Raw genomic sequence first — 14,059 nt, forward strand, 5'->3', positions numbered from 1 at the left:
CTTTGCGGTCTGCCTGCACTGCGCATGCGCCAAGGGCGGTTTATGGGGAAAGTCAGCTTTGCTGGAAATGGGTGGCCAGTATGTCCAGCAATTTGGCTTCTGCAGGGTCGGCCAGTGTACCGTCGACATCGACCGGCAAGTACTGGCGCATCGGAATGGTGACTTTGAGGCCTCTGCCTGCCTGGCCACCAAAGTTCTGGATAGCGGCATAAGCATCCAGGCCATTACCCCAGGGGCCGAAGCGCAGGCTGTCGCTGGTGGCGTCATAGCTGAATGCGGCCCGGCGCAGCGTACCGTCCACTTGCAAGATACGCTTGGCCGCCAGCCGTTTGGTCCCTGCCGCACTCAGCTTGCCGTCCTTCTTGAAGTTCTTGCTGCCGCCATGGTTGCGCAGGTAGTTGGCCAGCGTCAGCTCGGCATTAGGTGCCCAGGGCTGGCCATGCCAGTCGGCCTGGTCGGCAAAGCGCTGGTCCGTCTCGGCTTTGGCCCACTCGGCAAAGTCCAGCAGTGCCGGTCGCAGGTTGTGGGCTTGGGCCAACAGTTCGCGCAGTGCCTGGCCGACACTGTCGTTGATGACTTGGATTTCAAAGCTGTTGTCACTCATAATGAATATACCGTGCTGGAATACGTGAAATAGCGCTGTACGTATTGCAACCCCCGTTGGCCTCTCCCAGCGGACGGGGCGTGCACACGCAGGGGGGTGGCGTCCCTGCCGGCACGGTTTCCCCCCTTCTATAGAATCCGCTTGTAAAGCTGCGGATTATCCAAATCCCGCAGGTCCACATAGCCCAGGGTCAGCAACGTGTTTGTCTGCAAGGTATAGCGCTTACCTGATGCATCCTTGTCCTTGGTCCGGTAGTTCACGTTAATCGCTGCTTTAACATGCCGGCTGCCATCTGCGGCTTGCCAGACCGCCAGATAAACAGGCTCCTCTTTGCCATGATCAATCTGCTGATAAACGCGCTCTGGCTCCCACATGCCGACGACAGCCTGCATGGCGTCGTCCAGGGTCAGGCGCTTGTCCGCCTTGGCTCCGGTATCGCGCAGCGCATGCTTGACCTCGCTGTCGTCGACCGACACCACGGCCGTGGCCAGCGGCTCGCCCGTAGCCTGTTCTATCTTGTCGACCAGTTGCGGCGAGAGTGCACCGATGTGGAAACGCTGCTTGGTCGGCCGGTAGTTGGCCGGGTCCGGGTAGATCTGCTGTACCAGCGGCTGCCACCGTTCCTGGATGACCTTGTCCAGGGCGTCGATATTGTTGACCGCACTCTGGATAGCATCCGCGCCGATCCGCGCCGAGGTAGTCGCGGCCTTGTCCAGGAGCAGCTTGCCGACATAGGCTTGGCCAGGGGCATAGTCCCAGCCGAAGTCGATGCCGTCGGGCACATAGACCACGCTGCCATCGTCCTGCTCAACCCGGCGCGTCTGAATGACCGGTGCAGTATCCGGGCCGTCCTTACCGTACTTGTCACGCAGCTCCTGCTGCGATATCCCCTGGTGGCCAGCGGTGCGGCATCAATCACGCGGGACGCATAGACAGCCAGTGCTACCCCGACCGCCACGTCACCGTGGCGTTTTCCCTTGTCTTCACCGGTCGTGCGGGTGTCCGGGATACGCGGCACCCCTTTAATGATCTGCACGGCGCGCATGTCGGCCAGCACATCCTTGTCCTTCGGCAGCCCGTCCAGGTCACCGTCTTCCAGGGCGGCCTTAACCGGGGGCATGTGTTCGCGGTACCAGCTTTCTGACAGCATCACCTGGTGGATGCGATCCGCCCCGTAGCGCTGCATGGCGACCTCGGCCAGATACTGGCCATTGCCACGGGCATCAAATGCGCCACCGGCAAAGCCCGGCAGGTTATCCAGCAAGTGGAAGGTGATTTGCTCTTGCTGACGGAAGGGCACATTGCGCATTTCAAGGATGAAGGGCACGCGCTTGACTAAGTTCTGCATCTCAATCAAGGGGACGTGGACCGACAAGTCAAAGGGCTTGATGTTCTTCATCTCACGCGGGCCGATACGACCAGTTTCCCGCGAGACCGTGCCCAACTTGCCGATGAAGCGGCGCACCTGGTGAATGGATGGCAGCATTTCCGGGCTATCGGTCCAATCCCGTGCAAATTGCTCATAGGCATGGGATACGCTCGGTTTGGAAGGCACTTGCCAGTAATCGAGGAAAGACTTGGCCCAGGCAGGAATTTCCAACACGGCGCTAACCGCAGTTTTCGGGGCAAGCTGCCCTTGTTTTTCAAGTGCGCGCCAGCCTTTGATGCTGCGTACAGATGGGTATGGGCTATCGCCCTTGCGGCCCCGGCCATCATGAGCGGCACACAGCATCCGCTCCAGGTGAGGGTCCAAAGTACCGGCCTTCGCCTGGGTCAACATGGTGTGAATAGCAGCTTCACGGGTAACACCGCAGCCCGCCATCAGGCGCTCAATGGCAACCAGCACACCCTTGCGGGCCCCTTCAACAGTTTGCTGACGGCTAGTCAGTGCCAGCTCCATCTGCGCGGCCTTCATCGGCAAGGCAGGTACGGATACAGCAGGAGCGGCAATCATCGACGTAACCAGGCGGTCCTTAATGGTGCGGACAACTGCGTCAGGGAGGCTGGTGAGGGCATATTCACAGCCTTTCCCTTTTGTCTTTCTGCGGCTTTTCCACCCCTCACGCCCGGCCATGATGTGAATTCCACGCTCGGTTCCAGGCATGCCAGGCAGTTTCATTTCCGCCAATTCAGCCGCGCTGTAGTGGGTTTTGAGTTCGACCTGGCTCATGCCCGGCCTCCTTGTTGGGCGAGGCCTCTGCCAATCTGGGTAGAATGGCGATGCAGGCTACTCACTTGCATGTCATAAACCTTCATTGGAGTGTCCTCATGGGGAAAGTGAAACTTTTTTCGGTGTGCTCTAACAGCACTTGCCACTTCACGGAGAACATCACTGACAGTGGCATGGCTCATTGCGCTTTCTGTCCAAAATGCGGCTCACCGATGGTTACTGCCTGTACAGCGTGCGAACGTCCTATTTGGTACAAGGGCGATTACTGCAGTGGCTGCGGAAAGAGCTTTAAGATCCAATCCGACGCTTAGCCCCACACTTCGGGCAGAACAAGGCATCAACATCTGCTTTGACTGCCTCTCCTTTTGGCAATGACCAGCCACAGCTACAAAGCTGGACATACTGCTTTTTGCTTTTATTCGGCAGCGCGGCCTGAATCAGTTGTTTTTGAATGCGGATAAACCACGGTTTATTGGTCATGGTTCCAGAAACCTTCTTTGCTTTTTTCATCTTTTACTCCTCAAACAGTTCAAGTTCCGGCTGCCCCGTTTTGATGACGTTCTCACGGTGGTATGCCACCTGTGAGAGCACCTCGTTCAGCACGCCCAGTGTTTCTGATAGATCGGACTGACCTCGGTAAAACTGCTCCAGGAGCATCACGGCCTTGCCGAAGTTGGCCTGCATTTCGCCCAGGTCGCTGGCCTTGGCCTTTTTGCCAGTCGGGATGCTGACAACCAGCTTTCCGCAGGCAATGGCCAGGTACTCAATGACATTTGCCGAACCACACAACACCGAGAACTGCAGCAAGCGGCCGGCAGGCATCTCGCAGTCGGACACCCAGCGGGCGTAGGTTGAGCGGTTGGTTCCCATCAGCTCTTCCATCTGCTTACGCGGGCGGCGGTATGCTTTCAGGGCATTGGCTTCATCAAGATCAAAAGCCTCGGCCAGGCTTGTGGGCCTGCGGGATTTCCCGCATTGGTTTCTCATGGCATCACTCCTGCCAAAGGGAATCTGTGTGGTGGCCATTTGGTCAGTTCGTCCCTACCATTCACTCAACAGCAACGGCAGAACGTGATGCCGCCGGGGTATTTGCGGAAGAAGGAGGAATGGTTGGAAAAACTGGCTTAAAATGGCGCTTTGCGTAGCGGCTTGGCCAGATGGTCTCCGGCTCAACGCCGACGGCAGCAGCAATGATTTTTTCTGCCTTCGGCCACGGTCTATCCAAGGCATTGTTCAATGCACTGGGGCTCAAACCGGCCCCGATAGACAGCTTGCGAAGAGACCAGCCTGCTTTACGAATGGCCGCCACAATATCCGCCCGGTGCCAATCCTCGGCGGGTTTTTTTTGGGTTGAGGATGTGCTCATTTCTTAATCTCTTGCGGTGATTAGGTGAACACATCCTACGCTCACATACGATGCATGGTCAATCGAAATGCATCAGTTCTGATTCTTTTCTGATTCAGATTTGTTGCACAAACAAAACAAAACTGATGCTTTTACTGATTAATCAATGACATAAGAGCAAATGCGAAATGAAAAATAATGTTGCTGAATCAGTTCCGATTCCAGGAGAAGGTATCGGAACTCGCATAGGATTGGTTGCTGATCAATATGGAACCAGGACTGAGGCTGCAGCGGCGGCAGGCGTGAGTGTCATTTCTCTCCGTCGCTACATAGCGGAAGAGCAAGCCCCTCCGTTTCAAGTATTGGCACGACTTGCAATGACTAAGGGCGTGTCCCTGGAATGGGTTGCAACCGGTGAAGGAAAAATGTTCATCGACGGTGCTTCCAGAAAATCGGATGGTGCTGCAGTCCTAATGGAGTCTTGTAGTTGCTCTGATACCTTAGGCAACCCGGTCGACCTTTCTGAGTTCGTCTTCATCCCTCGCTACAATCTCAAGGCTGCAGCAGGGCATGGCGCGGCAGTAGCTGGTGAAAAGCCCATGTTCTCCATGTCTTTCCGGCGCTACTGGATAGATAACTTCCTGCGAATTGACCCCAAGGACCTATCAGTCCTATCGGTAAAGGGGGACTCAATGGAGGGGGTTCTGAATGACAGGGATGTCATCCTGGTTAATCACGCAGACACGTCGCCAACAACTGGGCTGTATGTGCTGCGCATTGAGGGGGACTTGCTTGTTAAGCGGGTGCAGAAGCTAATTGGCGGTCGTCTCAAGATACTGAGTGCCAATGAGTCCTATGAGCCGTTTGAAGTTGATCTGAACAATCCTGGTGGTGATTTTGCAGTCGTTGGCCGTGTGGTCTGGTTTGGCCGCCAGCTCTGACGTCTGATGTCAGTGCAAATAACTTGCTAAAAGTGCCATTTCTGGCCTTTTTAGCGCGACTCTTTCGCAAAATTTTAACGGCGGGCACTCTGAGGCGGTCGATTAGCTGAAACGCTTGCCTGGCGCGGCTGATCCCGCTTCATCCCATCTAGTCCCGCCGGCTTCTCCCTGTGCAATTAACCTCAGCACACCACAACGGCGGGGCGAGACCCGCGAAGTTGATTTTGCTGTTGGTTTTTCGTTGGAAGGTGCGAGTTAGAAATCCGCTACGCGGATGATGATTTGCATGCCGCTTCCGCGCGGCGGACGGGAAGGAGGGCTTGCCTGGCCAAGCCCTCCTTCACCTCCAAGGCCACCCCGACAAGCATGGCCTGCGGCGTCCCTCCGGGACCTGACGCTGCTGCGGCACGGCTGGAACTCGCGATTGGCTAACGTCCAATCGCTCAAACAGCCAGCCGCTTAAAACCGCCGCAGCGCCACCCGTCGGCATGCTTGACGGGGCCTGGTGGCTGCGTTGGTAAGGTACTTGTTTGGTAAGGACACTGGTTGAAGCTGCCAGAGCCCAGACCAGCCGCAAACCGCGCAGTTAAACGTATCAGCGCAGGACCACGGTCCAGCACCGCTACGTAACAAATACAGGATTTACATCCGCAATGCGCACCACGCATTGCCCAGACAAACTATTGGCAGGCCCCGCCTGCACGCAGCAGAAAGCACAAAACAATGACCGGCAAACTTTATCTTGTCTCCGTCGGCCCCGGCAGCCGTGAACTGATCCCGCCCATGGTGGAACAGGCGCTGGCCGCCAGCGACGTCATCGTCGCCTACGACCTCTACCTTACCTGGATCCAGCCGTGGATTGCCGGCAAGGACATCCGCACCCTGCCGCTCACCCAGGAACGCGACCGCGCCCAGCTGGCGCTGGAAGAAGCCCGCGCCGGCAAGACGGTGGCACTGATTTCCAGCGGCGACATCGGCATTTATGCGATGGCCACGCTGGCTTACGAGGACATGCGCGAGGACGATACCTTCGACGTGCAGCTGATTCCCGGCATCACCTCGGCCAATGCCTGCGCCTCGCTGCTGGGCGCGCCGCTGTCGCACGACTTTGCCACCCTCAGTCTGTCCGACCTGCTGTGCCCGTGGGAGTGGATTGAAAGCCGCGCCCGCCATATTGCCGAGGCTGATCTGGCCGTGGTGTTTTACAACGTGCAAAGCAAGCAGCGGCAGGAAGGCGTGTACCGCATTCTGGACATCATGCTGGAACACAAGCGGCCGGAAACCTTGTGCGGCATCGTGCACAATGCCTACCGCGAAGGCCAGACAGTGGAAATCGTCACCCTGGCCGAGCTGCGCACCCGCCAGTTCAACATGCTCACCTCGCTGGTGATCGGCAACCGTTTCACCCGCCGCAAGCGTAACTGGATGTTCACCCCGCGCGGCTATTTCAACTGGCAGAACACCGCAGACACCATTACCGCCGACAGCCTGCCCGGCGCTGCCGCCTGGGTGTTTGCCGGCACCAGCGACGGCAATGCGCTGGCACGCCAGCTGGCAGCAGGCGGCCAGCCGGTGATTGTCAGCACGGCAAGCGATTACGGTGCCGAAATCGTCGCAGCCGACAGCCCCGGCCTCACCAGCATCAGCGGGCGGCTGGGCGTGGAGCGTCGCCGCGAGCTGCTGCAACAAAGCCAGGCACGCTGCATCGTGGATGCCACCCACCCCTATGCCACGGAAATGTCGCAACAGCTGATGGCGCTGGCGCAGGAACTGGCCCTGCCTTATCTGCGCTACGAGCGCCCCAGCGCGGTGGATCAGCACCCGGCCATTCACTGCAGCAGCATGGCCGAAGCGGCAAAGCTGGCAATGCAGCATGGCCAGCGCATTTTCCTGGCCACCGGCAGCAAGGAGCTGGCCAGCTTTGTGCAGGCCGAGGGTGCGGCTGACAAGCAATGGTTCGTGCGGCTGGCACCGGACCCGCAACACCTGCAACGCGCCATCGATCTGGGCATTCCGCGTGCGCGGCTGTGCGCGATGCAAGGCCCGTTTTCGCAGGCGGCCAATGAAACCCTGTGGCGCGACTGGCAGATCGACTGTGTCATCAGCAAGCAATCGGGTGACGCCGGTGGCTACAGCGCCAAGGCTGCCGCTGCGGCCGCACTGGGCATTCCCTTCATCGTGGTGGACCGTCCGCAGCTGGACTACCCGGTGAGCTTTGCCGACTTTGCCAGCCTGCAAGCCGCACTGGAGCAACTGGCATGAGCAGCCCGCGCATTCCGGTCACCGTGCTCACCGGTTTTCTGGGCGCTGGCAAAACCACCCTGCTGTCCAATCTGATCCGCGACAGCAAACAACGGCGGCTGGCCATTCTGGTCAACGAATTTGGCGAGGTGTCGATTGACGGCACCATCCTGCGTACGGACGACAAGGCCGGGATGGAGATTCACGATCTGGCCAATGGCCTGGTGGCTTACGACGACGACGAGCACTTCCTGCCCACCATGCTGGCCTTGTGGCAGCGCCGTCAGCAAATCGACCATGTGCTGATCGAAACCTCGGGCCTGGCGCTGCCCAGCGCGGTAATGGAGCAGCTGCAGGGCCCGGAGCTGGCCGAGCGCTTTGTGCTGGACGCCACGCTGGCCGTGGTGGACACCCCGCTGCTGCTGGCTGGCGATTTTGACAGCGGCCACGGCCAGCAGGACGACGCGGTGGCCAGCCTGTTCCGCCAGCAGCTGGAGAACGCCGACATCGTGGTGCTGAACAAGATCGACACGCTTACCGACACCGCCATGCTGCAAGCGGAAAGCACGGTGCGCCAGCTGGCCCCGTCCATCCGCTTTATCGAGCTGGCCTATCAGGCCAAGCTGGACACCCGGCTGACGCTGGGCCTGCATCTGCACGAAGTCAGCGGCAGCGGCCACCGCCATTACGGCCCGGTCTCCAGCCTGCCGCTGAATCTGCGCCCGCTGGCCAACCAGGCGCTGCTGGACGGCCACAGCCACGGCGGGCTGGCCGCACACAGTCATGGGCTGGCCACCCACAAGCATTTTCACGAGCAGGACCCGGGCTGGCAGTCCTTCCTGATTCGCAGCAAGGACGCACAGGACCCAGCACGGCTACTGGCAGCGGTGGAAACCATTGCCCGCGAGGAAGCGCTGCTGCGCATCAAGGGCCATGCGGCCAGTGCCGACGGCCAGGGCCGGCTGACACTGCAAGCGGTACGCCAGCGCGTACAGCTGCAACAGGAAGCGGACACCGCCGCACCACGGCAGGCGCAGCTGGTATTCATCGGCTATCACCCCAGCCGGCCGCGCATTGTGGAGCGGCTGAAAACATTGACCGGCACCCACTGGCAGTAAGAGTGGCTGACAAAAACCCTGTAGCTGCGTTGCGCCGCCTTGCCGTACTGCTTGTACTGTCTGCGTCGGCGCGCCTTGCCACAGGGACGCTGCGCTATTTTGTCAGCCACTCCAGCCGTACCCATCAGCAATAACCCGACCGCTGCATCAGACCAGCAATCAGAAGGAAACCGCCATGAAAACCGACGCCGCCGCCCACCAGCGCATGGTGGAAAAGCGCAAGGCCGGCTTTGAAAAGAAAAAGGCTGCCGCCACCAAGGAAAAAGGCTTGCTCATCGTCCATACCGGTACTGGCAAGGGCAAGAGCAGCGCCGCCTTCGGCATGGGCCTGCGCATTGTCGGCCACGGCATGCAGCTGGGTGTGGTGCAGTTCATCAAGGGCGCACTGCACACTGCCGAGCGCGACCTGTTCAGCCGCTTCGACAACTGCCGCTTCCTCACCATGGGCGAGGGCTATACCTGGAACACCCAGAACCGCGAGGCCGACATCGCCACCGCGCGTCAGGGCTGGGAGGCCGCACTGGAGATGCTGAACAGTGGCCACTACGACATGCTGATCCTGGACGAGCTGAACATCGTGCTGAAGTACGACTACCTGCCGCTGGACGAGGTACTGGCAGCACTGGCCAGCCGCCCGGCCAATCTGCATGTGGTGATTACCGGCCGCCATGCGCCGCAGGCGCTGATTGATGCCGCCGACCTGGTCACCGAGATGAAACTGGTGAAACACCCCTTCCGTGAGCAGGGCATCAAGGCGCAACAGGGCGTGGAGTTCTGACATGGCCATCCGCCACTGCCCGGCGCTGTTCATCAGCGCCCCTGCCTCGCATCAGGGCAAGACCACCCTTAGCGCCGGGCTGGCGCGTTACCACCGCCAGCAGGGCCGCACCGTGCGCGTGTTCAAGACCGGGCCGGATTTTCTCGACCCCTATGTGCTGGAACAGGCCAGTGGCCACACCGTGTATGCGCTGGATTTGTGGATGAACGGCGAGGATGACTGCCGCCAGCGCCTGTACCAGGCCGCCGCCGAGGCCGACCTGATCCTGATTGAAGGCAGCATGGGCCTGTTCGATGGCACCCCCAGCAGTGCCGACCTGGCCCAGCTGTTCGGCGTGCCGGTGGCCGCCATCATCGACGCGGCCGGCATGGCGCAAACCTTTGCGGCGGTGGCGCATGGCCTGGCCAGCTTCCGCCCCGGCCTGCCGTTTTACGGCGTACTGGCCAATCAGGTGGCTTCAAGCCGCCATGCGGAGATGCTCACCGCTGCCCTGCCCGCCAGCCTCAATTATCTGGGCGCGGTAATGCGCCAGCAGGACATGGGCCTGCCGGAGCGCCATCTGGGCCTGGTGCAGGCGCAGGAAGTGGACGATCTGGAAGAACGGCTGGAGTGCGCCGCCGCCCAGCTGGCCACCACTTGCCTGGCCGATCTGCCACCCGCAGTCGCCTTCCAGCCTGCCATGGCACCCAGCCTGCCACGGCTGCTGGACGGCGTGCGCATCGCCATCGCCCGCGATACCGCCTTCAGCTTCATCTACCCGGCCAATATCCAGGCGCTACAGGCATTGGGGGCCGAGCTGCATTACTTCTCCCCACTGGCCGACGACACGCTGCCGGACTGCGATGCAGTCTGGCTGCCCGGTGGCTATCCGGAACTGCATCTGGCCGCGCTGGCAGGTGCAGAGCACAGCCGCGCCAGCCTGCACGCCCACGTGGCAGCAGGCAAACCGCTGTATGCCGAATGTGGCGGCATGCTGTATTTGCTGGACAGCCTGACCGACAAGCAGGGTCAACGCGGACAGATGCTGGGCCTGTTGCCCGGCCATGCCCGGCTGAATAGCCGCCTGAGCGCGCTGGGCCTGCAACAACTGCAGCTGGATGGCGCAGTGCTGCGTGGCCACACTTTTCACTATTCCAGTCTGGACACGCCCATCACCCCGCTCACCCATGCCAGCCGCGCCACCGGTAGCGGCCAAGGCGAGGCGGTATACCGCCACGGTAGCCTGCTGGCCAGTTATCTGCATCTTTATTTCCCGTCAAACCCTGCGGCCTGCGCCAGATTGTTCCTGCCATGAATGCCTATCCCCAAGCCGACATCGACGCCGTCTACCGCGCCATCCGCGAACGGCGCGACATGCGCCACTTCAAGCCGGACCCGGTAGACCCGGCCCTGCTGCAACGCCTGCTACAGGCCGCGCACCTGGCCCCCAGCGTGGGCTTCATGCAGCCCTGGCGCTTCATCCGCATTAGCGATACCGCGCTGCGCCAGCAACTGCATGCCGAGGTGGAAGTAGAGCGGGTAGCCACCGCCAAGGCACTGGGCCAGCGGGAAGACGAATTCATGAAGCTGAAGGTTGAGGGCATTCTCGACTGCGGCGAGGTGCTGGTGGCGGCACTGATGGACGGGCGCGAACGCCATGTATTCGGCCGCCGCACCCTGCCGGAAATGGATATCTGCTCCATCGCCTGCGCCATCCAGAACATGTGGCTGGCGGCCCGCGCCGAGGGCATCGGCCTGGGCTGGGTATCGCTGTTCGACCCGCAGCGGCTGGGCACGCTGCTGGGCCTGCCGGCCGAGGCCAAGGCGGTGGCCATCCTGTGTATCGGCCATGTCGAGGCTTTCTACGACAAACCCATGCTGGAACAGGAAAACTGGGCAAAGCGGCAAAACCTGGCCGAGCTGGTATTTGAAAACAGCTGGGCTGACAGTCGCCCAGCCGTCTGAAGCCTTTAGCGGGCAGCCGCGCTACGCTGGCTGCTGGCCGGGCTCATGAATTGCTGCCGGAAATAATCACGGAACAAGGCAATGGCAGGGCTGATCTCAGACCCGGCCTTCCATGCCAGCCCCAGCGTCATCGGCGGCACCAGGCCGTGCAGACTCACCGTTTCGATACGCCGCCCCTCCAGCGACCAAGGCCGGAACACCATGTCTGACAGAATGCTCACCCCGCTGCCATTGGCCACCATGCTGCGCACCGCCTCCACCGAACTGGTGCGCACCCTCACCTGCGGCTGCCATGGCGACTGCTGCCAATAGCGCCACGTCGTCTGTTCTGCCTCATCCACCGTCAGCATGATGTAAGGCTGCTCGGCAATATCCTGCAAGTCGGGTGCCGGGTGTGATAGCAGCGGATGCTGTGCCGGCAGCCACAAGCGCCGGGGTGAGCTGATGATGGGCTCCAGCCGCAAAGCCGGGTTGTCCACATTGGAAGTCAACAGCACCGCGACATCGAAATCCTGCCGCAGCAGCCCGGCTTCAATGTCCTCACGTGACAATTCGAACAGTTCAATCCTCAGTTGCGGGTACAAGGCGGACAGGCGGCACACATGGGCAGGCAGAAAATACCCCATCACCGTATAGCTGGCGGCCACGGTCAGCCTGCCGGCAAAATCGCCATCCCGTTTGCCCAGCAGCATGGCCTCTTCCACATTGGCCATAATTTCGTAGGCATGACCCAGAAAGCGCCGTCCGCAGTCGGTCAGCACCATGCCCTGAGGGTGGCGGACAAACAAGGACGTAGCCAGCACTTCTTCCAGTTGCCGGATGGCTGCCGTCACTGCCGATTGGGTGATGCACAGCTGGATGGCCGCCTGGGAAACCTGCCCTGTTTCAGCCGTGGCCACAAAATACTTCAACTGCCGGAAGGAAAATGCCACGGTTATGACTCGCCTTTTTCATGCGGCCTGGATAAGTCAGCCGCGCCTATTCAGCCGGTATCTATATGGGTGACGTTGCGTAGCAGGCACTCCCATCTACGGATAGCGCAGCGGGTGCATCACGCGTACTCCATCAGAATCCAGCGCACCGGCTCTACCTGGGCGGGGTAGCCCAGCCAGCGCCCCAGCAGCCGGGGGTAGTGCACCGGTAACGGGGGCAGCAGGCTGCCCTGAGCAAAAAAGCGTTGTACGTCGTAACCCGGCAGGCGATTGCTGATGCTGTGCGGCGGAAACTGGGCATGCCAGATACCGCTTTGCGGGCAGCTCTCGCCTGTGTGGCGGGTAGTGCCCAAGGGTAGTACCTTGGCTTGCGCGGCCTGGGCTTTTTGCGCCTGTTGGCGTTTGGGGTCGGGTCGGCCGGTAGCCGGGTCCAGCGCCTTGGCCTCGGCCAGCCGGGTCATCAGGGCTTCGCTGGGTTGCGGCGGTGGGATGTTGGCTTCGCGGTCTTTTAGCCACTGGATCTTGCCGTCCCATGGTGGCAGTGGCGCAGGGGGCAAGGGGACGATGCTGTCCAGTTCGGGGACGCTGGGGTTGGCGTAGGCGTAATTTTGCAGGGTAGTACTGATGATGTCGTAGCGCCGAGCACGCTCGGCATCATGCGCAACCCCCAAATAGTAATAGGGGTCAGCCGGGCCGGTTTGTTTAAACCCATCCGCCAGCCAGGAGGCAGAACCATAGTCTCCTGCTTTTGTACCGAGCTGGTAGTATTTGATGGCTTCGGCATAGTGCTTATCCGATTGCAAATCGATCCCTGCTTCTTGTGCTGCCTCACCATGGCCCTGCTCAGCGGCACAACGCTTCATCTGGCGCCCAATATTGAAAGCCTCCAGCTCGGAGATGGTGAGGCGGGTCAGCCGATCGCCGACATAGTATTGCGCCTCCTTATTGCCCAGATCGGCGGCTTTGCGAAAGTATTTCAAGGCCAGTTCTTTATTGGCGTCATAGCCGACGCCGCCTTCCACATAATGGCCGAGCAGGTAGTAGCCAACCGGTATCCCGGCCTTGATCAGGGCATCGTTGAGGTCGAGCATTTCCTCGATATCGCCGTCAATCACGCCCTGGCTGTACAGGTTTTGCAAATTGAAATTGGCTTTGTAATGGCCATAGGCAGCAGCAATGCGGTAATAGCGCGCCATGTCGGCATAGACGGCGGGCTTGGGGGTGACGATATTGCCGCGCCACAGCCAGCGGCCATAGCGGAACAACTGTTCGGCTTCCGGGTTCAGTGGCGGCAGGCGGTCTTTCTCGTAAGCGCAGGTGAAGGCCAGTTTGGCGTGAACGGCAGAGACATCGGGCATGGCATGCTCCGGTTTGGCCTGACAGCCGAGCAGGCACAGGCTGAGTGGCAGGTAGAAGAATAAGCGCATGGTTTAGTCCAGGTCTGACAGGTCGGGGCTGTCGCGGAAGAACTCGACCAGCGAGGCTTCGGGGGGAAGATGAAATTTCTGAGCGAGCTTATTTTTCTGGATTAATGTGCCCCACAACTGATATGCCTTTGCTGGGTCATCATGTAGCCCTTGGACCTTGCCGTTAAAGTGGTTCGTCGTATGTTGTTTCCACAGCCGCTGGCGAAAGGCGCGCGCCACCTTGGCATTAGGCGACATGATATTCAGCTCGCTATCCACTTCCATGCTGCGCACATTGAGATTGGCAGAGCCGTTGGTAATCATCACATCGTCCACAATCATCAGCTTGCTGTGCACATACACCGGCACCCAAGTGGTGTTCTTGACCAGTTGGCGCGGGGCAGGATCGGCCTGAGGGTCGTAGCGCATGGCCAGCGTCTGTCTGGGATTGGCGGGTGTGGGGCGATATACGTCCGGTTGATAGCCGGGGGAATCCGGGGCCACCAGCGTGCACAGGTGTATTTTCAGGCCGGGAAAGGAAGGCAGCGGGTTGAGGGGTGGCGGGCTGATGGAGAAGCTG

The 14,059-nt window shown here is 60.3% G+C and carries 15 protein-coding genes; 6 read left to right on the forward strand and 9 right to left on the reverse strand.

The genetic code is table 11. From position 1 onward, the window contains the following. Positions 1 to 52: 52 nt before the first annotated feature. The 6 genes from ACE3SE_RS20300 to ACE3SE_RS20325 form a co-directional block, all read right to left on the reverse strand. Entirely contained in the window at positions 53 to 604 is a 552-nt protein-coding gene (locus tag ACE3SE_RS20300) for a phage virion morphogenesis protein (RefSeq protein ID WP_374557841.1), read from the reverse strand. A gap of 128 nt (positions 605 to 732) precedes the next feature. After that, positions 733 to 1,080, reverse strand: coding sequence for a hypothetical protein (locus tag ACE3SE_RS20305; RefSeq protein WP_374557843.1), 348 nt, complete (start codon positions 1,078 to 1,080; stop codon positions 733 to 735). Between the two features lie 35 nt (positions 1,081 to 1,115). Beyond that, the gene (locus ACE3SE_RS20310) at positions 1,116 to 2,774 is read right to left on the reverse strand and encodes a DNA-binding protein (protein ID WP_374557845.1); all 1,659 of its coding nucleotides are present in this window, start codon (positions 2,772 to 2,774) and stop codon (positions 1,116 to 1,118) included. A gap of 288 nt (positions 2,775 to 3,062) precedes the next feature. Further along, complete coding sequence (locus ACE3SE_RS20315) at positions 3,063 to 3,284, reverse strand: hypothetical protein (RefSeq protein WP_374557847.1); 222 nt, start codon at positions 3,282 to 3,284, stop codon at positions 3,063 to 3,065. Positions 3,285 to 3,287: 3 nt separating this feature from the next. Further along, positions 3,288 to 3,761, reverse strand: a complete 474-nt coding sequence (locus ACE3SE_RS20320; protein WP_374557849.1) for a hypothetical protein — start codon at positions 3,759 to 3,761, stop codon at positions 3,288 to 3,290. A 61-nt stretch (positions 3,762 to 3,822) separates the two neighbouring features. Next, entirely contained in the window at positions 3,823 to 4,140 is a 318-nt protein-coding gene (locus ACE3SE_RS20325) for a helix-turn-helix domain-containing protein (protein WP_374557851.1), read from the reverse strand. Positions 4,141 to 4,307: 167 nt separating this feature from the next. Between ACE3SE_RS20325 and ACE3SE_RS20330 the strand changes: the two genes are divergently transcribed. The 6 genes from ACE3SE_RS20330 (at position 4,308) to bluB (ending at position 11,141) form a co-directional block, all read left to right on the forward strand. Further along, on the forward strand, positions 4,308 to 5,060 hold the full coding sequence (locus ACE3SE_RS20330) for a LexA family transcriptional regulator (RefSeq protein WP_374557853.1): 753 nt from the start codon (positions 4,308 to 4,310) through the stop codon (positions 5,058 to 5,060). A gap of 723 nt (positions 5,061 to 5,783) precedes the next feature. Beyond that, positions 5,784 to 7,322, forward strand: coding sequence for a precorrin-3B C(17)-methyltransferase (cobJ, locus tag ACE3SE_RS20335; protein WP_045845053.1), 1,539 nt, complete (start codon positions 5,784 to 5,786; stop codon positions 7,320 to 7,322). Next, positions 7,319 to 8,419, forward strand: a complete 1,101-nt coding sequence (locus ACE3SE_RS20340) for a CobW family GTP-binding protein (RefSeq protein ID WP_374557856.1) — start codon at positions 7,319 to 7,321, stop codon at positions 8,417 to 8,419. Before cobJ ends, ACE3SE_RS20340 begins: the two co-directional genes overlap by 4 nt. A 175-nt stretch (positions 8,420 to 8,594) precedes the next feature. Continuing rightward, the gene (gene cobO / locus ACE3SE_RS20345) at positions 8,595 to 9,197 is read left to right on the forward strand and encodes a cob(I)yrinic acid a,c-diamide adenosyltransferase (RefSeq protein ID WP_045845055.1); all 603 of its coding nucleotides are present in this window, start codon (positions 8,595 to 8,597) and stop codon (positions 9,195 to 9,197) included. 1 nt (position 9,198) lies between these two features. Further along, on the forward strand, positions 9,199 to 10,491 hold the full coding sequence (locus ACE3SE_RS20350) for a cobyrinate a,c-diamide synthase (RefSeq protein ID WP_374557858.1): 1,293 nt from the start codon (positions 9,199 to 9,201) through the stop codon (positions 10,489 to 10,491). Further along, the gene (gene bluB, locus ACE3SE_RS20355; RefSeq protein ID WP_045845057.1) at positions 10,488 to 11,141 is read left to right on the forward strand and encodes a 5,6-dimethylbenzimidazole synthase; all 654 of its coding nucleotides are present in this window, start codon (positions 10,488 to 10,490) and stop codon (positions 11,139 to 11,141) included. The genes ACE3SE_RS20350 and bluB overlap by 4 nt, the downstream gene beginning before the upstream one ends. Before the next feature lie 5 nt (positions 11,142 to 11,146). Here the strand turns inward: bluB and ACE3SE_RS20360 are convergent, their stop codons facing one another. The 3 genes from ACE3SE_RS20360 to ACE3SE_RS20370 all read right to left on the reverse strand — a co-directional run. Then, positions 11,147 to 12,073, reverse strand: a complete 927-nt coding sequence (locus tag ACE3SE_RS20360) for a LysR family transcriptional regulator (RefSeq protein ID WP_374557861.1) — start codon at positions 12,071 to 12,073, stop codon at positions 11,147 to 11,149. A 119-nt stretch (positions 12,074 to 12,192) separates the two neighbouring features. Beyond that, positions 12,193 to 13,500: an SEL1-like repeat protein gene (locus tag ACE3SE_RS20365; protein WP_374557863.1), complete on the reverse strand. Its 1,308-nt coding sequence runs from the start codon at positions 13,498 to 13,500 to the stop codon at positions 12,193 to 12,195. A gap of 3 nt (positions 13,501 to 13,503) precedes the next feature. Then, positions 13,504 to 14,059 (reverse strand): phospholipase D-like domain-containing protein (locus ACE3SE_RS20370; protein WP_374557865.1); only part of this gene is annotated, 556 nt, incomplete at its 5' end.

The organism is Aquitalea pelogenes (assembly GCF_041914625.1).
GTDB classification, from domain to species: domain Bacteria; phylum Pseudomonadota; class Gammaproteobacteria; order Burkholderiales; family Chromobacteriaceae; genus Aquitalea; species Aquitalea pelogenes.